Here is an 18298-nt window from a genome sequence, read left to right as displayed (position 1 = left end):
AGCAGATCGGAGACCACCCGTGAGCGACACGACCGAGACGACACCCCCGGCGACCGCCCCGGCCGCCGGTCCCACCCCCGCCGCGGTGGCGGAGGTCGAGGAGGCCCTCAAGGACGTCGTCGACCCCGAGCTGGGCATCAACGTCGTCGACCTGGGCCTCATCTACGGCCTGTCGGTCTCCGAGGACAACGTCGCGACGATCGACATGACGCTGACGAGCGCCGCGTGCCCCCTGACCGACGTCATCGAGGACCAGACCCAGCAGGCCCTCGTGGACGTCGTGGCCGGCCACCGCATCAACTGGGTGTGGATGCCGCCGTGGGGCCCGGAGAAGATCACCGACGACGGCCGCGAGCAGCTGCGAGCCCTCGGCTTCAACGTCTGAGGTCCCGCGGGGGCGTCGCGGGACGTCCCGCCCGAGGGGGCGGCCACCGGTACCGGTGGCCGCCCCCTCCGCGCGTCCGGGGCCCTCACGCGGGGGCGGGACCCGCGCGCTCCCCGGCCTGCTCGTCCCGCTCGTCCGGGCCGGGGGCGTCCAGGCCCCGCGCCGCCAGCGCCTCGCCCAGCGCGTGCGCGTGGGCGACGGTGCGCAGCAGCGCGGGCACGAGCAGGGCGCGGGGGTCGCGGCCCAGGCCCCGGGCGGCGGCCGCGGCGCGCGACTGCTCCAGCAGCCCCAGGACCACCGGCACGCTCGTCAGCACTAGCACGAGCGCCAGGCCCACCCGGTCGGCGTCGACGCCCACCCGTGCGAGCGGCCGCACCGCGCGCACCACGGCGTCCAGGAGCACCGGCAGCGGCGTGGTGGCGCTCAGCAGCGCCGCGCCCCACAGGGTCGCCACCAGCGCGGCCGGGACGGCCACGGCGTGCCAGGGCCGGCCCAGCCACAGCTGCGCGGCGGCCAGCAGCAGCGGCAGCCACCACACCGCCCGCACCCGGCGCAGCGCCCAGCCGCGCGGCAGCCCGCAGCGGCGGGCCACCACGGCGACGAGCGCGGCCAGCACCAGGGTGCCGCCGGCGGCGGCCGGCCCGGGGACCGCCAGCCGCAGCACGCCCAGCAGCACGCCCAGCAGCGCCAGGGCCGCCAGCTTGCGGCCGGCGGGGGCGCGGTGCAGGGCCGAGGAGCCGGGCACGTGGTGGCCCAGCAGGCTCGGGGCCGCGTCCAGGCCCCGGCGCCGGGCGCGCCACCGGGACCGCCGCCGGGGTCGCCGCCGGGGCCGCTGCCCGCTCACGCGCCCGCGGTGGCCGCGTAGGCGGCGCACACCTCGTCCGCGGGCCCGTCGGCCACCACGCGGCCCTGCTCCAGCCACAGGGCCCGCTCGGTGCGGGCGGCCAGGGCGAGGTCGTGGGTGGCCAGCACGAGGCGGGCCGGGCCGGCCAGGAGCAGGTCGGCCACGCGGCGGGCGGCGCGCAGGTCCAGCAGCGTCGTCGGCTCGTCGCAGGCCAGCACGGCCGGGCCCACCGCCAGGACGGCCGTCACGGCCAGCAGCTGCCGCTGCCCGGAGGACAGCTCGCGCACCGGGGCGTCGGCGTGGTCGCCCAGCCCCGCCCGGGCCAGCAGCTCGCGCGCCCGGGCGTCGCGCTCGCGCCGCGGCACCCCCGCCCGGCGCAGCGACAGCGCGAGGTCCTCGACGGCGGTGGGCATCACCAGCTGGGCGTCGGGGTCGGGGAAGACGAACCCGACGTGCCGGCGCAGCGCTGCCAGGTCCGTCTCCGGGGACAGCCCGTCGACCTCGACGGTCCCCGACGAGGGCAGCACCAGCCCGTCCAGCAGCCGCAGCAGCGTCGACTTGCCGGAGCCGTTCGGGCCGACGAGCGCCACCGAGCGCTCGGCGACCTCCAGCGTCGTCGGGTGCAGCACCACGCGGTCCCCCGCGCGGACCGCGGCGGCCTCCAGCCGGATCACGGGTGCGCCGGGGCCGGGTGCCCGCGCCGGCTCAGCGGTGCGGTCAGCGGTCCAGCAGGTGCGGGAAGGCGCGGTGCACGGGGGCGGCCACCAGCACCGTCAGCGCGACCTTGACGAGGTCGCCGGGCAGGAACGTCAGCGACAGGCGGGCGGCCACGTCCAGCGGCATCGCGCCGTTGAGGGCCAGGCCGGGGATCCCGCCGGCGTAGACGACGGCGATCCCGCCGAGCAGGCAGCCGGCCACCAGCGACACCGGCACCAGGACGCCGCGGCCGGTGCGGTGGGCGGCGCGCACCCCGGCGCGCACGAGCGCCCCGATGACCAGCGCCGCCAGCGGCATCGCCAGCAGGAACCCGGCGCTGGGCGCGGCCAGGACGCCCAGGCCGCTGGCGCCCTGGGCGAAGACGGGGGCGCCCGCGAAGCCGAGGACCAGGTACAGCAGCACGGCCAGCGCGCCGCGCCAGGGGCCCAGCACGGCCCCGCACAGCATGATCCCGAGCGTCTGCAGGGTGATCGGCACGCCCGAGCCGCCGACCTGCAGCGCCGGGGTGATCGCCAGGGCGCACACCAGGGCGGCGAAGACGGCCACCAGGGCCACGTCGGTGCCGGGGGAGCTGGGCCGCCGCACACCGGGGGAGGCGGGGCCGGTGGCGGGGCTGGTGTCGCGGCGCGCCGCGCGGCGCAGCAGGGGGCTCACGGGCGCCGAACCTATCCGACGGGGCCGCCCCCTCGGCCGTCCTAGACTGGAGCACCGTGTCCCCCACCCCCACCACGTGCCGCTGGAGCTTGCCCTCGTGATCGTCGCGTCCAGCCTCGAACTGCGGGCGGGTGCCCGGCTCCTCATGGAGGGCGTCGACTTCCGCGTCGCGCCCGGTGACCGCGTGGGCCTCGTCGGCCGCAACGGCGCGGGCAAGACCACCCTGACCCGCGTGCTGGCGGGCGAGACCCAGCCGGCCGCCGGGACCGTCACCCGCAGCGGCGAGATCGGCTACCTGCCGCAGGACCCGCGCGCCGGCGATCCCGACACCCTGGCCCGCGACCGGATCCTGTCCGCGCGCGGCCTGGACGACGTCCTGACCCGCCTGCGCCGCGCCGAGCAGGAGATGGCCTCCGACGACGAGCGGGTGCGCGAGCGCGCGATGGACCGCTACGCCAGGGCGGACGCGCGGTTCGTGGCGCTGGGCGGCTACACCGCCGAGAGCGAGGCCGCGCGCATCTGCAGCAACCTCAACCTGCCCGAGCGGGTCCTGGACCAGCCGCTGCGCACGCTGTCCGGCGGGCAGCGCCGGCGCGTGGAGCTGGCCCGCATCCTGTTCTCGGCCAGCGAGACGCTGCTGCTGGACGAGCCGACCAACCACCTGGACGCCGACTCGATCACCTGGCTGCGCGAGCACCTGAAGGGGTACGGCGGCGGCCTGGTCGTCATCAGCCACGACGTCGAGCTGCTCGAGGTCGTCGTCAACCGCGTCTTCCACCTGGACGCGAACCGCGCCCGCATCGACGTCTACAACGTCGGGTGGAAGAACTACCTCAAGCAGCGCGACACGGACGAGAAGCGCCGCCAGCGCGAGCGCGCCAACGCCGAGAAGAAGGCCGGCGCCCTCATGGCGCAGGCGGACAAGATGCGCGCCAAGGCCACCAAGGCGGTCGCGGCGCAGAACATGGCCAAGCGCGCCGAGCGGCTGGTCAGCGGGCTGGAGGAGGCCCGCGTGCAGGACAAGGTCGCCAAGCTGCGCTTCCCGAAGCCCGCCCCGTGCGGGAGGACGCCGCTGACGGCCAAGGGCCTGTCGAAGTCCTACGGCTCGCTGGAGATCTTCACCAGCGTCGACCTGGCCATCGACCGCGGCAGCCGGGTCGTGATCCTCGGCCTCAACGGCGCCGGCAAGACCACGCTGCTGCGCATGCTCGGCGGGGTGGAGGACCCCGACACCGGCGAGCTGGTGCCCGGGCACGGCCTCAAGGTCGGCTACTACGCGCAGGAGCACGAGACGCTCGACCACGAGCGCACCGTGCTGGAGAACATGCGCTCGGCCTCCCCGGACCTGGACGACACGCGCGTGCGCACCGTGCTGGGCTCGTTCCTCTTCTCCGGCGACGACGTCGACAAGCCGGCCGGGGTCCTGTCCGGCGGGGAGAAGACGCGCCTGGCGCTGGCCACCCTCGTCGTCTCCAGCGCCAACGTGCTGCTGCTGGACGAGCCGACGAACAACCTGGACCCGGCCAGCCGTGCGGAGATCCTCGACGCGCTGCGCCACTACGAGGGCGCCGTCGTCCTCGTCACCCACGACGAGGGGGCCGTGGAGGCCCTCTCGCCCGAGCGCGTCGTGCTGCTGCCCGACGGGGTCGAGGACCTGTGGAACGACGACTACGCGGAGCTGGTGGCGCTGGCCTGAGCCGCGCGCTCCCGGGGCCCTCCCGGTCCCGCCGCCGGGCCGTCCGACGTGTCGAGTGGCCGATGTGGCCCGTGGTGGTGACCATGGTCGTGGCCGGACGACGGGTCGGACGGCACGAGGGAGGTCACGGTGGCCGAGACGGTCAAGAGGGGAACCCGGCTGAGCGGTGCCGAGCGCGAGCAGCTCGCCGCGGAGCTGACGAAGGGCTACTCGGAGGGCAAGAGCATCAGGGCGCTCGCCGAGGAGTCCGGACGCTCGTACGGGTTCGTGCACCGGTTGCTCAGCGAGAGCGACGTGGCGCTGCGCAGCAGGGGCGGGGCGACCCGCGGGCGGCGGGCAGCGAGCAGCTGACCGCCGACCGCGGGCCGCTCGGCCCGCGGGCACGGGGACCCGGCCGCTCGTCGCCGACGGCCGGGTCCTCCGGGCCGGCCGCTCACAGCGAGCGGCCGGCCCCACCGTCGACGCTGAGCGACGTCCCCGTGACGTAGGAGGCGGCGGGGGACAGCAGGAAGACGGCCGCCCGCGCGAACTCGTCGGGCAGTCCGGCGCGGCGCAGCGGCACGGCCTCCAGGGCGCCGGCGTCCTCGGCCGGCGTCTCCTCCAGCTCCAGCGGGCTGGAGGCCTCGACGTGCCCGGCCAGCAGGGAGTTGATCCGCACCCCGCGCGGGCCGAGCTCGTCGGCCAGCGCCTTGGCGGCCATCGCCAGGCCGGGGCGCAGCCCGTTGGCCACCCCGGCGCCCGCCTCCGGCGCGCGCACGCCGGCCGACAGCAGCAGCACCATCGAGGCGCCCTCACCGGTGGCCGCGCGCCCCACGGAGCGCGCCAGCCGCAGCGGCCCGAGCAGGCCGGACTCGAACCCCGCGCGCCAGGCGGCGTCGTCGGCCTCCAGCACGCTGGAGCTGGGCGGGGCCCCGCAGGAGACCACGGCGCCGTCCAGCCGGCCGAAGCGGGCGTTGGCGGCGGCGACCAGGCGGGTCTCGGTGCCGGGCTCGGAGATGTCGCCGGGCACCAGCAGCACCCGGTCGGGGTGGCCGATGGACGGGGCGGCCGCGGCCAGCTCGTCCTCGTCCACGGCGTGCAGGACCAGCAGGGCCCCCTCGTCGGCGAGCAGGCGCGCGCACGAGAGCCCCAGGCCGGTCGAGGCTCCGGAGACGATGTACACGCGGTCGCTGAGGCCCAAGTCCATGCGGACATTGTTGCGCAGAGTGGCTGGTGATACACACAGCATGATCGGCGCTGCGCCGATCAGGTGAGGCAGGTCCTCAGCGCACCGGCCGCGAGGCCTGCTCGACCTCCGCGTCCTCCGCCTCCTCGTCGACGCCCCGCCGCTCGCGGCGGCCCGGCCGGCCCCCGGCGCGCTCGCCGGGGCGGGTCCCACCGCCGTCCCGCGGCCCGGCGGGCGCGCCCGTCAGGGCCCGCGCCCGCTGCTCGCGGCGCCCGGCCACCACCCACACCACCAGCGCCGTGAGCGCGAAGCCGTACCACTGGAACGTGTAGGCCAGGTGCGGTCCCTCGTCGACCTGCGGGCGCGCCGGCGGCAGCGGTGCCGCGCCGCCGGGGGAGGGTGACTCCGAGGCCAGCAGCGCGTACCCGCCGCGCAGGCCCCCCGCCCCCGCCGCACCGACCTGCTCGGCCACCGGACCGGCCGCGATGGTCGCCACCTGGCCCGGCGGCGCGGCGCGGTCGCGCGGCTCCTCCCAGGCGCGCACCCGCGCCACCACCTCCACGCGCCCGGCCGGCGGGGCGGGCACGGCGTCGGGCGCCTCGCTCGTGCTGCCGGCCGGCAGCCAGCCGCGGTCCACGACCAGGACCGTGCCGTCGTCCAGGACCAGCGGCACCAGCACCTCGTAGCCGGCGGCCTCCTCGCGCGGGCGGTTGCGCACCAGCACCGTCGAGCCGGCCGCGTACTCGCCGCGCACCCGCACCGGGGTCCACGTGTCCGCCGCGGCCAGCGGCGCGCCGTCCGCGGGCAGCACCTCGTCCACGGCGACGGGGTCGCGGTCGTAGTTGCCCACCAGCGGGGCGTTGCGCTCGGTGCGCTCGGCGCGCCGGTGCCACTGCCACTGCCCCAGCACCACGCAGGCCACGGCCACGACGAGGGCCAGGACCAGCCCGCGCACCCAGCGCGGCTCGCGCAGCAGCGCCAGCACGGGCCGCGGAGCGGGCGGCCGCGCGCCGGGCGCGCTCGTGCGGCCGGTGGGGGGACCGGCGGGGGTGGTGCTCGCGCTCACGTCAGGTCGGTCACGTCCACGACCTCGCGCAGGAACCCGCGCGCGCCCAGGAAGCGCGACAGGTGCTCGCGGTGCTCCCCGCACGCCAGCCACGTCTTGCGGCGCTCGGGCGTGTGCAGGCTGGGGTTGTTCCACTGCAGGCCGAAGGCGGCACCGGCGGTGCACCCCTTCGCGCTGCACACCAGGTCGGACGGCGGCTCGTGACCGGGCTCACCGGCGCCGGCGTAGCGCCGGGTCGTGGGCCGGGGGAGCACCTCGGGAGCGCGCGGCGTGTCCACCGGCCCAGTCTCGCACCGCGCGGGCGCGGTGGACACCGTCGCCACGGCCCGGCGGGGGGCCGGGTTCAGGTGCCCGTGGGGCGCTGCGCCCACGGCGCGCGCCCGTCGTCACCGCGCGCGCCGCCGGGGTCACCCGCGGTGCGCCCGCCGGGGTGCGCGTCGCCAGGCTCGCGGGGGCGCACCTCGGTGATGCGCGCCTCGATCGCCGGCAGGTCCAGCGGTCGCGGCGGGGTGATGTCGAAGGACTCCGGCCGCGGACCGCGGCTCTCGCGGCCCGCGTTGGCCAGCACGACGGCCACGTAGGGCAGGAACACCGCGCCCGCCACGAACAGCCAGCGGGTCCAGTGCTCGAGGAAGACGAAGATCAGGAAGCACGCCGTCCGGATGACCATCGAGATGACGTACTTGCGGTAGCGGACACCCAGGTCGTCCGTGAGCGAGGTGGGTGCTGCGGTGATGCGGTAGACGCCGTCACCGTGTCCGGTGCTGTGGGCGTGGTCCGCGGGGCGCCCGGTCGGGCGGGGGTGCGCAGGCACCGGACTACGGTACGTCGTACTCGCGCGGTGCGCGCCCGCTGGGAAGGGTCCGGGGTCCCGGTGTGACGCACCAGACGCCCGCCGGGCCGGTCGCCGCGCGCGATGCGTTAGCTTTCGTCCCCGTGCCCGACGCCGCTGACGCCCCGCAGACCACCGACGCTCCGACGGGACGGCCCGCGGCCACGGGCCGCAGCGTCCTCGTGACGGGCGGCAACCGCGGGATCGGCCTGGCCGTCGCGCGCGCCTTCGCCGCCGCCGGTGACCGCGTCGCCGTCACCACCCGCTCCGGCGAGGCCCCCGAGGGCCTGCTCGGCGTGCGCGCCGACGTCACCGACCCCGCCTCCCTCGACGCGGCCTTCGCGGCCGTCGAGGAGGCCCACGGGCCCGTCGAGGTGCTCGTCGCCAACGCCGGCGCCACCCGCGACCAGCTGCTCATGCGGATGAGCGACGAGGAGTTCGACGCCGTCGTCGACACCAACCTGGCCGGTGCGTGGCGCTGCGCCCGCCGCGCCGTGCGCGGCATGGTGCGCGCCAAGCGGGGCCGCATCGTCTTCGTCTCCAGCGTCGTGGGCCTCTACGGCTCGCCCGGGCAGACCAACTACGCCGCCAGCAAGTCCGGCATGGTCGGCCTGGCCCGCTCCATCGCCCGCGAGCTGGGCGGGCGCGGCATCACCGCCAACGTCGTGGCCCCCGGCTTCATCGACACCGACATGACCCGCGCCCTGCCCGAGGCCACCGCCGCCGACTACCGGGCGCGCATCCCCGCCGGCACCTTCGGCACCGCCGAGGACGTCGCCTCCGCCGTGCTGTTCCTGGCCGGCGCGGGGTACGTCAACGGCGCCGTGCTGCCCGTCGACGGCGGCCTGGGCATGGGCCACTGAGCCGGGCCCGGACCGCCCGCCACGACCGCACCACGACCGCACCACGCCCCACCCCCGACCCCGAGGAGACACCCATGGGCCTGCTGGACGGCAAGCGACTGCTCGTCACCGGTGTGCTGACCGACCGCTCGATCGCCTTCGGCGTCGCCCGGGTGGCCCAGGAGGAGGGCGCGCAGGTCGTGCTGTCCTCCTTCGGCCGGCAGATGAAGATCACCCAGACGATCGCCCGGCGGCTGCCGCAGCCCGCGCCCGTCGTCGAGCTCGACGTCACCAGCGACGGGGACCTCGCCGCCCTGCCCGAGCGCGTGCGCGAGCACGTGGACGGCCTCGACGGCGTGCTGCACTCCATCGGCTTCGCCCCCCAGGACGCCCTGGGCGGCAACTTCCTCAAGACCGAGTGGTCCTCGGTGGCCACGGCCGTGCAGGTCTCCGCGTTCTCGCTGAAGTCCCTCAGCGTGGCCGCCCTGCCGCTGATGCAGGACGGCGGCAGCGTCGTGGGCCTGACGTTCGACGCCCGCGTCGCCTGGCCGGTCTACGACTGGATGGGCGTGGCCAAGGCCGCCTTCGAGTCCACCGCCCGCTACCTGGCCCGCGACCTGGGACCGAAGGGCGTGCGCGTCAACGTCGTCTCCGCCGGCCCGCTGCGCACCACGGCCGCCACCTCGATCCCCGGGTTCGAGACCCTGGAGAGCACCTGGGGCGAGCGCTCCCCGCTGGGCTGGGACGTCACGGACACCGAGCCGCCGGCGCGCGCCGCGCTGGCGCTGATGTCGGACTGGTTCCCGGCCACGACGGGCGAGATGATCCACGTCGACGGCGGCTTCCACGCCATGGGGTCCTGAGACCGTGAGCGCACCGGCGGGCGGCCCCGACGGCCGGCGGGGGTCCGGTGGCGGGCGGGGCGTGCGGCTGGCGCTGGTGATGATGGCCGTCATCCTCGCCTTCGCGGCCCTGGCCAGCTGGGCCGCCGGCCGCGGCTGAGCGACCGGCGCACCCGCCGGCGCGGCGTGCGCACGGGCCGCACCCCCGCCGGGGTGCGGCCCGTCGCCGTGCGTGCCGCGGGCTCAGCCCTCCGACAGCAGGCCCTCGGCGGCGTCGGCGTCCTCCACGTCCTCGCGGGTGATCCCCAGCAGCGGCAGCACCGCGTCCAGGTAGGGCACGTTGAGCGCGGCGTCGGCCTGCTCGCGCACGACCGGCTTGGCGTTGAAGGCGATGCCCAGCCCGGCCGCGTCGATCATGTCCAGGTCGTTGGCGCCGTCGCCGATCGCCACGGTGCGCGCCAGCGGCACGCCCTCCGCGGCGGCGAACTCGCGCAGCGCCGCGGCCTTGGCGGCGCGGTCCACCACGGGCCCCAGGACCCGGCCGGTGAACGTGCCGTGCACCACCTGCAGCCGGTTGGCCCGCACGTGCGCGATGCCCAGCGAGGCGGCCAGCGGCCCCACGACCTCCAGGAACCCGCCGGAGACCAGCGCCAGGGTGAAGCCGAGCCGGTGCAGGGTGCGGCACAGGGTGCGCGCCCCCGGGGTCAGCTGGACGGCGCGGCGCACCTCCTCCACCACGTCCACCGACAGGCCCTCCAGGCACGCCACCCGCTCGCGCAGCGAGGCGGCGAAGTCCAGCTCCCCGCGCATGGCGCGCTCGGTGACGGCGGCCACCTCCGCCTCGCGCCCGGCGTGGGCGGCCAGCAGCTCGATGACCTCCTGGCGGATGAGGGTGGAGTCCACGTCCATCACGACCAGGCGCCGGCCCAGGCGCGCCAGGCCGCCGGGGGAGACGGCCGCGTCCAGGCCGTGCCGGCCCGCCTCGCGCGCCAGCGTGCGGCGCAGGTCGCGCAGGTCGGCGGCGGTGCCGTCGGTGGACACGTCCAGCTCCACGCTGGTGACGGGGTGGCGGCCCATCCGCCGGATGCGGTCCACGTTCGCGCCGCGCTCGGCCAGCACGGCCGTCACGTGCGCCACGGCCGCTGGCAGCAGCGGCGCGCCCAGCAGCGTCACGTGCAGGCGCTGCGGCCGGCGCGGCGGCTCGCCGGGCGAGGCGGTCGCGCTGACGGCCAGGCCGGCACCGGCCAGGTCCGCCACGGCCGCCTCCACGACCCCCTCGCCGGGGCAGGTCACCAGCGCCGACAGGGTCAGGTGGCCGCCGACGACGACCTGCTCGACGTCCAGGACCTCGGCCCCCGTGGGGGTCAGCGCCCGGAACAGCGCCGAGGTCACCCCGGGGCGGTCCGCGCCGGTGACGGTGACCAGGACGGTGCGCGCGGTGCCCGGCGCGGTGCCGGGGGAGGGCGCGGTCGCGGGGGACGGGGGGGTGGTCGCCGGCACGCGGTCACCGTACCGGCGACGCGCCCGCCGCCCGCCCGCGCTCAGCCGCGGTTCTTCTCGTCCCGCCAGGCCAGCCAGTCGCGCACCGCGCCCATGTCGAAGTCCGGCCCACCCGTCGAGACGGTGATGAACCGGGCACCGGCCGCGTGGTAGGCGTCGCCCACCTGCGCCGGGTCGGCGCCGGAGTCCAGGCCGATCGAGCGCTCCACCTCCAGCGGGTCGCGGCCGATCTCGGCGCACCGCTCGTCCAGGACGGCGCACTTGCGGGCGAAGGTGTCCACGTCGCCGAAGCCGTGCCACACGTCGGCGTGCCGGGCGACGATGCGCAGCGTCTTCTGCTCCCCGCCGCCGCCGATGAGGACGGGGATGTCGCGGGTGGGCGCCGGGTTCAGCTTCGCCCAGCGCGCCTCGATGCGCGGCAGGTCCTCGCGCAGCTTGTCCAGGCGGCCGCCGGCGGTGCCGAACTCGTAGCCGTACTCGTCGTAGTCCTTCTGGAACCAGCCCGAACCGATGCCGAGGATGAGGCGCCCGGTGCCGCTGTCGTGGGCGGAGACGTGGTCCACCGTGCGGGCCATGTCGGCCAGCAGCTCGGGGTTGCGGTAGCTGTTGCAGGTCACCAGGGCGCCCAGCTCCACGCGCTCGGTGGCCTCGGCCCAGGCGGCGAGCATCGTCCAGCACTCGAAGTGCAGGCCCTCGGGCTCGCCGTACAGCGGGTAGAAGTGGTCCCAGTTCAGCAGGACGTCCACGCCGAGCTCCTCGGCGCGCGCGGCGGCGGCGCGGATGGCCGGGTAGTCGGCGTGCTGGGGCTGCACCTGCACCCCGATCCGCACCGGGCGCGGGTCGGCGGCGGCGGCGCTGGCGGCGGTCGAGCTGGCGGAGGACGTGTCGGTCCCCGCGGTGTCGGAGGTCATGGCGCCGACTCTGCCGCACGGCGCGCCCGCCCGCGAGGGGCCGGGCGCGACGCGCGGGTGCGACGGGTGGGGGCGCCGCCTCAGGGGCGCACGACCTGCCCCTTGCCGACGACGGTGATGCCGGACTCGGTGACGGTGAACCCGCGGGCGCGGTCCTCCTCCGGGTCCACCCCGATGCGGGCGTCGTCGGGGACCTCGACGAACTTGTCGACGATGGCCCGCTGCACCACGGCGTGCCGGCCGATCCGCACCCCGTCCATCAGCACCGACTCGCTGACGTGCCCCCAGGAGTCCAGCCGCACGTTCGGCGAGACCACCGACTTCTCCACCAGCGCACCGGAGACGACGGTGCCGCCGGAGATGATGGAGTTCACCGCGTGCCCGTAGGTGCCCTGCCAGCCGTGCACGAACTTCGCCGGCGGGAAGAAGTCCTGCGCGGCGATGATCGGCCAGTCGTAGTTGTAGAGGTTGAAGACCGGCATCACCGAGATGAGGTCCATCTGGGCCTCGAAGTAGCTGTCGATCGTCCCCACGTCGCGCCAGTACGCGCGGTCGCGGTCGGTGGCGCCGGGGACGTCGTTGTCCTTGAAGTCGTAGACGTTCGCCAGCCCCCGCTCGACGAAGTCGGGGACGATGTCGCCGCCCATGTCGTGCTTGGAGTCCTGCTCGTCCGCGTCGCGCGTGACCGCGTCCACGAGCGCCTCGGCGTCGAAGACGTAGTTGCCCATCGAGGCCAGCACCTGGTCGGGCGCGTCGTCCAGGCCCTGCGGGTTCTTCGGCTTCTCCAGGAACTGCTCGATGCGGCCGCTGCCGTCGTGGGCGGTCTGGATGACCCCGAACTGGTCGGCCAGCGAGATCGGCTGGCGGATCGCCGCGACCGTGCAGGGGGCGCCGGAGGCCACGTGCGCCTCGACCATCTGCGAGAAGTCCATCCGGTACACGTGGTCGGCGCCGACCACGACGACGATGTCGGGGCGCTCGTCGCTGATGAGGTTCATCGACTGGTAGATGGCGTCGGCGCTGCCCAGGTACCAGCGCTTGCCGACGCGCTGCTGCGCGGGCACCGAGGCGATGTAGCTGCCGAACAGGTTCGACATCCGCCACGACTGGGAGATGTGCCGGTCCAGGCTGTGCGACTTGTACTGCGTCAGCACGACGATCTTGCGGTACCCCGCGTTGACCAGGTTGGACAGCGCGAAGTCGATGAGCCGGTACGTGCCGCCGAAGGGCACGGCCGGCTTGGCGCGGTCGGCGGTCAGCGGCATGAGCCGCTTGCCCTCCCCGCCGGCGAGGACGATCGCGAGGACCTTCGGAGCAGCCACCCTCCGCACCATAGGGCCGCGGGGCCCCGCGCACACGCGGCGCGCGCGATCTCCCGCGATCTCCCCCGACCGGGCGCCGCGGCGCCCCGGCGGTACGGTGACCGCCCCACCGGCGGGACGCGCGACAGGAGCCACGATGCGGATCGACCTGATGACCAAGGAGTACCCGCCGGAGGTGTACGGCGGTGCCGGCGTGCACGTGGCCGAGCTCGTGCGGGCGCTGCGCGCCAGCGCGGCCGCCCCCGACGTGCGGGTGCGCTGCTTCGGCGCCCCCCGCGACGAGGCCGGGGTCACCGCCTACGCCGAGCCGGCCGAGCTGGCCGGCGCCAACGCGGCGCTGCGCACCCTGGGCGCGGACCTGCCGATGGCCTCCGACGCGGCCGGCGCCGACCTGGTGCACTCGCACACCTGGTACGCCAACACCGCCGGGCACCTGGCCTCCCTGCTGCACGGCGTCCCGCACGTGGTCACCGCGCACAGCCTGGAACCGCTGCGGCCGTGGAAGGCCGAGCAGCTGGGCGGCGGGTACGCGCTGTCCAGCTGGGCCGAGCGCACCGCCTACGAGGCCGCCGCGGCCGTCGTGGCCGTCAGCGCCGGCATGCGCGCGGACATCCTGCGCAGCTACCCGGCGCTTGACCCGCAGCGCGTGCACGTCGTCCACAACGGCATCGACGCCGAGCAGTGGACGCCCGTGGCCGGCCGCGACCTCGTGCGCGCCAACGGCGTGGACCCCGACCGGCCCAGCGTCGTCTTCGTCGGGCGCATCACCCGCCAGAAGGGCCTGCCGCACCTGCTGCGCGCCGCGGCCCAGCTGCCGCCGGAGGTCCAGCTGGTGCTGTGCGCCGGCGCCCCCGACACCCCGGAGATCGCCGCGGAGGTCGCCGGGCTGGTCGCCGACCTGCGCGCCACCCGCAGCGGCGTCGTGCACCTGGACCGGCACCTGTCGCGCGCGGAGCTGCTGGAGCACCTGTCGCAGGCCACCGTCTTCGTGTGCCCCTCGGTGTACGAGCCGCTGGGCATCGTCAACCTCGAGGCGATGGCCTGCGGGGCGGCGGTCGTGGGCACCGCCACCGGCGGCATCCCCGAGGTCGTCGAGGACGGCGTCACCGGCTGGCTCGTGCCCATCGAGCAGGTCGACGACGGCACGGGCGCGCCCGTGGACCCCGACCGGTTCGTCGCCGACCTGGCCGCTGCCCTGACCGAGGCCGTCGCCGACCCCGACCGCGCCCGCGAGCGCGGCGCCGCCGGCCGCCGGCGCGCCGTGGAGCGCTTCGCGTGGACGGCGATCGCCGAGCGCACCCTGGAGGTCTACCGCTCGGTGCTGCCCGGCTGAGGGCACCGGCGGCCGGGGGCGGGCCGTGGTCACCGGGCGGGGTCGGCGGGCGGGTGACAGCATCGCGACGTGCCCAGGATCACCGCGGTCGAGCCCGTCCTCCCGCCGCACACCTACCCGCAGGAGCGGATCACCGACGCCCTGGCGCCCCTGCTGGCGCGCGAGGAGGGCGCCGAGCGGCTGATGCGCCGCCTGCACGCCGCCAGCGGCGTCGAGCAGCGGTCGCTGGCGCTGCCGCTGGAGCGCTACGCCGAGACGCGCTCCTTCGACACCAGCAACGGCCTGTTCGCCGAGCTGGCCCTGGACCTGGCCGAGCGGGCCCTCAAGGGCGCCCTGGCCCGCGCCGGCCTGCACCCGGAGGACGTGGACTTCCTGCTGTTCACCACCGTCACCGGGGTGACCGCCCCCTCGGTGGACGCCCTGCTCGTCCAGCGCGCCGGACTGCGCCCCGACGTCACCCGGCTGCCCTCCTTCGGGCTGGGCTGCGTGGCCGGGGCCGCCGGCCTGGCCCGCGTGCACGACCACCTCGTCGGCCACCCCGACCAGGTGGGGGTGCTGCTGTCGGTGGAGCTGTGCTCGCTGACCCTGCAGCACGACGACCCCTCCACCGCCAACCTCGTCGCCAGCGGCCTGTTCGGCGACGGGGCGGCCGCCGTCGTCGTCCTGGGCGACGAGCGGGCCCGCGCGCACCGGCCGCCGCCCGCGGCCCCCGGCGGCTCCGAGGGCCTGGACGTGCTGGCCACCCGCAGCCGCGTGCACCCGGACTCGGCCGACGCCCTGGGCTGGCACGTGGGCAGCACCGGCTTCCGCATCGTGCTGTCGGCCGACCTGCCGCGCCTGGTGGCCGGCGCCCTGCCCGCCGACGTGCACGCCCTGCTGGCCGGGCACGGGCTCGCGGTGGGCGACGTGGCGCACTGGCTGGTGCACGCCGGCGGGCCGAAGGTCCTCGACGGCGTCGCGGAGTGCCTGGGCCTGGCCGCCGGCGACCTGGACCGCTCGCGCCGCGCGCTGGCCGAGACGGGGAACCTGTCCAGCTCCTCGGTGCTGCACCAGCTGGCCGACCTGCTGGAGGCCGGCCCGCGCGGGGACACCGTGCTGCTGGCCGTGGGCCCCGGGGTGAGCACCGAGGTCCTGCTGCTGCGCCCCGCCGCCGCGCGCGCGGCCGCGGCCGTGGGGGAGGCCGCGTGACCTCGGTGCTCTGGTTCACGGCCCTGGTCGTGGCCACGGGCCTGGAGCGGCTGGCCGAGCTGGTCGTGTCCACCCGCAACGCCCGCTGGTCCTTCGCCCGCGGCGGCGTGGAGAGCGGGCGCCGGCACTTCGGGCCGATGGTCCTCCTGCACACCGGCCTGCTGGCCGCGTGCGTGGCCGAGGTCGTCCTCCTGGACCGCCCGTTCCTGCCCCTGCTCGGCTGGAGCGCGCTGGTGCTGGCGCTGGCCAGCCAGGGGCTGCGCTGGTGGTGCATCACGGCCCTGGGGCCGCGCTGGAACACCCGCGTCATCGTCGTGCCGGGCCTGCCGCCGGTCACCCGCGGGCCGTACCGGCTGCCGTGGCTGCGCCACCCCAACTACGTGGCCGTCGTCGTGGAGGGCGTCGCGCTGCCGCTGGTGCACACCGCGTGGCTGACCGCGCTGGTCTTCAGCGTCCTCAACGCGGTGCTGCTGCTCGGCTTCCGGCTGCCGGCCGAGGAGCGGGCCCTAGCGACCCTGCCGCCGGCGGGCGTCCCGGCCCGCTGAAGCTCAGGGGCGCACCGGCTCGACGTGGGCGTTGACCGCGGCGGTCACCGCCCGGCGGGCCACGGCGCCCACCTCGCGCAGCGCCCGCGCCCGCGAGGCCGCCTCGTGGCTGGTGATCGCCGCGCCGTCGTCCTCGGTGGCCAGCTCCACGATCGCCAGCACCCGCGCGGCCGTCTGCAGCACGCGCGCGGCCCGCGGCGGCAGCCCGGGCGGCACCGCGTCCGGCGCCAGCGCGCCGTCGCGCACCGCGGCGATGCGGTCGGCGGCGTCCTCGCGCCAGCGGGCCACGTCCAGCGAGGCCAGCGCCTGCGTGGCCGTGCCCAGCGCCAGGCGCAGCTCGCGCTCGGAGTCGGCCACGCTGGAGGACTCCGGCGCCCGGCGCGGCGCGGCCGCCAGCACCTGCCAGGTGACGTGCGCGCCCGGTTCCCACACCGACCCGAACTCGGCGACCTCGGGCAGCAGCGCCCACCGCTGCGCGCTGCCCGCGACCTCGGCCACGACGCACTCGCCGGCCTCCAGCGCGGCCACGTTCACCGGCGGCGGGCCCGGCAGGCCCCGCGGGTCGCCCGGCACCGGCAGCACCACCAGCAGCTGCGCGCCGGGGCACTCGGCCAGGGCGGCCAGCAGCAGCGCCAGGTCGCCGTCGCGGGCGGCGGGCAGCCCCGGCAGGTCGGGGGCCGTGGCGTCCCAGCGCACCGCGTGCGGCTCGTCGTCGCGCACGACGGCGGCCACCGCGGCCTGCAGGCCGGCGGTCCCGGCGAGCACCCCGGTGCCCCAGGCGGCCAGGCGCGCGGAGCGTGGCAGGTCCAGCACGCGCAGGAGCCTACGACCGCCCCGGCGCGGCACGCGCGGGTGCGGGCCGGGCGGGCGCGTGCCGGCGCCGGCCGCTGGCTAGGGTCGCGGCCATGAGCGACGTGCTGGACCTGCAGGCCGTGACCGTCCGCCGCAGCGGGAACGTCCTGCTCGACGCCGTCGACCTGCAGGTGGCCGACGGCGAGCGCTGGGTCGTGCTGGGCCCCAACGGCGCCGGCAAGTCCACCCTGCTGTCCGTGGCCGCCGGCCGGTTCTTCCCCACCAGCGGCACCGCCGCGGTGCTGGGGGAGGTCCTCGGCCGCGTCGACGTGTTCGAGCTGCGCCCGCGCATCGGCCTGGCCAGCACCGACCTGGCGCGCGCCGTGCCCGGCGGCGAGCGGGTGCGCGACGTCGTCGTCACCGCCGCCTACGGCGTCACCGGCCGCTGGCAGGAGGCCTACGACCCCGGCGACGAGGAGCGCGCCGCCGACCTGCTCGGGCTGCTGGGCGTCGGCCACCTGGGCGAGCGGCGCTTCGGCACCCTGTCCGACGGCGAGCGCAAGCGCGTGCAGATCGCCCGCGCCCTCATGACCGACCCCGAGCTGCTGCTGCTGGACGAGCCCGCCGGCGGCCTCGACCTCGGCGGGCGCGAGGACCTGCTGCGGCGCCTGACCCGGCTGGCCGCCGACCCGGCCGCCCCCGCGTCGGTGATGGTCACCCACCACGTCGAGGAGGTCCCGGTGGGCACCACGCACGCGCTGCTGCTGCGCGGCGGCGGTGTGGTCGCCGCCGGCCCGCTGGAGGAGGTCCTCACCGCCGGCCGGCTGGGCGAGACGTTCGGGCTGGCGCTGCGCCTGGAGCGCCGCGACGGCCGCTTCAGCGCCCGCGCGGCCTGAGGCCCCCGCGGCCCCCGCGGCCCCCGCGGCCCGCGCGGTGCCGGGCGCTCACGGCCACAGGCGCGTCTGCCGGTGCCCGCCGTCCTCGTCCCGGTCGTAGCGCACCCGCAGGTGCTGGCCGTCGGGGGAGGCCTGCCAGAACTCCAGCCGGCTGGCGTCCACGCCCCACAGCCGCCACGTGGGCGCCACCACGTGCGGCTCCACCCGCAGCAGGTCGGTGGCGTCGCCCAGCTCGTCGGCCAGCTCCCCCTCGTGGCGCAGCGCCTCGCTCTGGCGGGCCACCAGCGCGTCGGCGCGCACCTGCGCGGGCCGGCCGAGGAAGTCCGCGGCCGTGCGCTCGGGGTCGGCCAGCCGCACCCCGCCGCGCACCCGCACCTGCCGGCCGCGCTGGGGCCAGTGGAAGACCAGCGCCGCCACCGGCACCCGGTCCAGCTGCCGGCCCTTGGGGCTGACCGCCGAGGAGGCCACCCACAGCGCGGACTCGTCGACGTCGCGCAGCACCACCACGCGCGCGTCCGGGCGCCCGGCCGGGTCCACCGTGGCCAGCGTCAGCGCGTGCGGGTCGGGCACGCCCGCGGCCACCGCGTCGCCCAGCCACGCCAGGAACAGCTCCAGCGGGTCGGCGGGGACGTCCTCGGGGTCGAACGGCGGCGGGTCCGCGCGCAGCAGCGGCAGGCCCTCCAGCCAGTCGCGCACCGAGCCTCCCGGCCCGTCCACCCCGGGCGCGGGCGGGTGCGGCTGCGGGCGCGAGGTCGTGCTGGACACGAG

22 protein-coding genes are annotated in these 18298 nt (G+C 77.0%); 10 read left to right on the top strand and 12 right to left on the bottom strand.

Annotated elements, in window-relative coordinates; translation table 11 throughout:
* Positions 1-19 precede the first annotated feature (19 nt).
* Positions 20-385 carry a metal-sulfur cluster assembly factor gene (locus tag AB8M62_RS06460; RefSeq protein ID WP_369052167.1) on the top strand — a complete coding sequence of 122 codons (366 nt, stop codon included), beginning with the start codon at positions 20-22 and terminating at the stop codon, positions 383-385.
* 85 nt (positions 386-470) lie between these two features.
* Here AB8M62_RS06460 and AB8M62_RS06455 read toward each other — a convergent pair whose 3' ends face one another.
* From AB8M62_RS06455 to AB8M62_RS06445, 3 genes are read right to left on the bottom strand one after another with little or no spacing between them, the layout of a single operon-like run.
* Positions 471-1229 carry an energy-coupling factor transporter transmembrane protein EcfT gene (locus AB8M62_RS06455; RefSeq protein ID WP_369068998.1) on the bottom strand — a complete coding sequence of 253 codons (759 nt, stop codon included), beginning with the start codon at positions 1227-1229 and terminating at the stop codon, positions 471-473.
* A complete protein-coding gene (locus AB8M62_RS06450) occupies positions 1226-1903 on the bottom strand; it encodes an energy-coupling factor ABC transporter ATP-binding protein (protein ID WP_369068997.1) in 678 nt (225 codons plus the stop codon). Before AB8M62_RS06450 ends, AB8M62_RS06455 begins: the two co-directional genes overlap by 4 nt.
* A 43-nt stretch (positions 1904-1946) precedes the next feature.
* Positions 1947-2600, bottom strand: a complete 654-nt coding sequence (locus AB8M62_RS06445) for a biotin transporter BioY (protein ID WP_369068996.1) — start codon at positions 2598-2600, stop codon at positions 1947-1949.
* A gap of 97 nt (positions 2601-2697) precedes the next feature.
* Between AB8M62_RS06445 and AB8M62_RS06440 the strand changes: the two genes are divergently transcribed.
* A complete protein-coding gene (locus AB8M62_RS06440) occupies positions 2698-4296 on the top strand; it encodes an ABC-F family ATP-binding cassette domain-containing protein (protein WP_369069019.1) in 1599 nt (532 codons plus the stop codon).
* A gap of 129 nt (positions 4297-4425) precedes the next feature.
* Positions 4426-4647, top strand: a complete 222-nt coding sequence (locus tag AB8M62_RS06435) for a helix-turn-helix domain-containing protein (RefSeq protein ID WP_369052162.1) — start codon at positions 4426-4428, stop codon at positions 4645-4647.
* Between the two features lie 82 nt (positions 4648-4729).
* On the opposite strand, the gene AB8M62_RS06430 is transcribed toward AB8M62_RS06435, so the two are convergent.
* The 4 genes from AB8M62_RS06430 to AB8M62_RS06415 all read right to left on the bottom strand — a co-directional run bounded on the left by AB8M62_RS06430 (position 4730) and on the right by AB8M62_RS06415 (position 7341).
* Positions 4730-5482: an SDR family oxidoreductase gene (locus AB8M62_RS06430; protein ID WP_369052161.1), complete on the bottom strand. Its 753-nt coding sequence runs from the start codon at positions 5480-5482 to the stop codon at positions 4730-4732.
* A gap of 76 nt (positions 5483-5558) precedes the next feature.
* Entirely contained in the window at positions 5559-6527 is a 969-nt protein-coding gene (locus tag AB8M62_RS06425; protein WP_369052160.1) for an SURF1 family cytochrome oxidase biogenesis protein, read from the bottom strand.
* Entirely contained in the window at positions 6524-6781 is a 258-nt protein-coding gene (locus AB8M62_RS06420) for a hypothetical protein (protein WP_373694871.1), read from the bottom strand. Before AB8M62_RS06420 ends, AB8M62_RS06425 begins: the two co-directional genes overlap by 4 nt.
* An 89-nt stretch (positions 6782-6870) precedes the next feature.
* Positions 6871-7341, bottom strand: a complete 471-nt coding sequence (locus AB8M62_RS06415; protein ID WP_369068995.1) for a DUF3099 domain-containing protein — start codon at positions 7339-7341, stop codon at positions 6871-6873.
* A 122-nt stretch (positions 7342-7463) separates the two neighbouring features.
* Here AB8M62_RS06415 and fabG point away from each other — a divergent pair, with 122 nt between their 5' ends.
* The 3 genes from fabG to AB8M62_RS06400 all read left to right on the top strand — a co-directional run bounded on the left by fabG (position 7464) and on the right by AB8M62_RS06400 (position 9203).
* Positions 7464-8222, top strand: a complete 759-nt coding sequence (gene fabG / locus AB8M62_RS06410) for a 3-oxoacyl-ACP reductase FabG (protein ID WP_369068993.1) — start codon at positions 7464-7466, stop codon at positions 8220-8222.
* A gap of 74 nt (positions 8223-8296) precedes the next feature.
* Positions 8297-9064 carry an enoyl-ACP reductase FabI gene (fabI, locus tag AB8M62_RS06405; RefSeq protein ID WP_369068992.1) on the top strand — a complete coding sequence of 256 codons (768 nt, stop codon included), beginning with the start codon at positions 8297-8299 and terminating at the stop codon, positions 9062-9064.
* A gap of 4 nt (positions 9065-9068) precedes the next feature.
* Entirely contained in the window at positions 9069-9203 is a 135-nt protein-coding gene (locus AB8M62_RS06400) for a hypothetical protein (protein WP_369052156.1), read from the top strand.
* A gap of 83 nt (positions 9204-9286) precedes the next feature.
* On the opposite strand, the gene serB is transcribed toward AB8M62_RS06400, so the two are convergent.
* From serB to glgC, 3 genes are all read right to left on the bottom strand, one after another.
* Positions 9287-10543 carry a phosphoserine phosphatase SerB gene (gene serB / locus AB8M62_RS06395; protein ID WP_373694866.1) on the bottom strand — a complete coding sequence of 419 codons (1257 nt, stop codon included), beginning with the start codon at positions 10541-10543 and terminating at the stop codon, positions 9287-9289.
* A 41-nt stretch (positions 10544-10584) separates the two neighbouring features.
* Positions 10585-11454, bottom strand: a complete 870-nt coding sequence (locus tag AB8M62_RS06390; protein ID WP_369068991.1) for an LLM class F420-dependent oxidoreductase — start codon at positions 11452-11454, stop codon at positions 10585-10587.
* An 80-nt stretch (positions 11455-11534) separates the two neighbouring features.
* Positions 11535-12776 carry a glucose-1-phosphate adenylyltransferase gene (glgC, locus tag AB8M62_RS06385; protein ID WP_369052154.1) on the bottom strand — a complete coding sequence of 414 codons (1242 nt, stop codon included), beginning with the start codon at positions 12774-12776 and terminating at the stop codon, positions 11535-11537.
* 136 nt (positions 12777-12912) lie between these two features.
* Between glgC and glgA the strand changes: the two genes are divergently transcribed.
* The 3 genes from glgA to AB8M62_RS06370 all read left to right on the top strand — a co-directional run bounded on the left by glgA (position 12913) and on the right by AB8M62_RS06370 (position 15842).
* Positions 12913-14109 carry a glycogen synthase gene (glgA, locus tag AB8M62_RS06380; RefSeq protein WP_369068990.1) on the top strand — a complete coding sequence of 399 codons (1197 nt, stop codon included), beginning with the start codon at positions 12913-12915 and terminating at the stop codon, positions 14107-14109.
* A gap of 69 nt (positions 14110-14178) precedes the next feature.
* Positions 14179-15297, top strand: a complete 1119-nt coding sequence (locus AB8M62_RS06375) for a type III polyketide synthase (RefSeq protein WP_369052152.1) — start codon at positions 14179-14181, stop codon at positions 15295-15297.
* A gap of 5 nt (positions 15298-15302) precedes the next feature.
* Positions 15303-15842, top strand: a complete 540-nt coding sequence (locus tag AB8M62_RS06370) for an isoprenylcysteine carboxyl methyltransferase family protein (RefSeq protein ID WP_369052367.1) — start codon at positions 15303-15305, stop codon at positions 15840-15842.
* 3 nt (positions 15843-15845) lie between these two features.
* Here AB8M62_RS06370 and AB8M62_RS06365 read toward each other — a convergent pair whose 3' ends face one another.
* Entirely contained in the window at positions 15846-16655 is an 810-nt protein-coding gene (locus tag AB8M62_RS06365; protein ID WP_369068989.1) for an Rv1486c family protein, read from the bottom strand.
* Between the two features lie 92 nt (positions 16656-16747).
* On the opposite strand from AB8M62_RS06365, the gene AB8M62_RS06360 reads away from it, so the two are divergent.
* The gene (locus AB8M62_RS06360; protein ID WP_369068988.1) at positions 16748-17530 is read left to right on the top strand and encodes an ABC transporter ATP-binding protein; all 783 of its coding nucleotides are present in this window, start codon (positions 16748-16750) and stop codon (positions 17528-17530) included.
* A 48-nt stretch (positions 17531-17578) separates the two neighbouring features.
* On the opposite strand, the gene AB8M62_RS06355 is transcribed toward AB8M62_RS06360, so the two are convergent.
* Entirely contained in the window at positions 17579-18295 is a 717-nt protein-coding gene (locus AB8M62_RS06355) for a pyridoxine/pyridoxamine 5'-phosphate oxidase (protein WP_369052149.1), read from the bottom strand.
* Between the last annotated feature and the right edge of the window lie 3 nt (positions 18296-18298).

Origin of the sequence: Kineococcus terrestris (assembly GCF_041020755.1) — a bacterium.
GTDB classification, from domain to species: domain Bacteria; phylum Actinomycetota; class Actinomycetes; order Actinomycetales; family Kineococcaceae; genus Kineococcus; species Kineococcus terrestris.
This window is presented reverse-complemented; position numbering and strand designations above follow the sequence as displayed.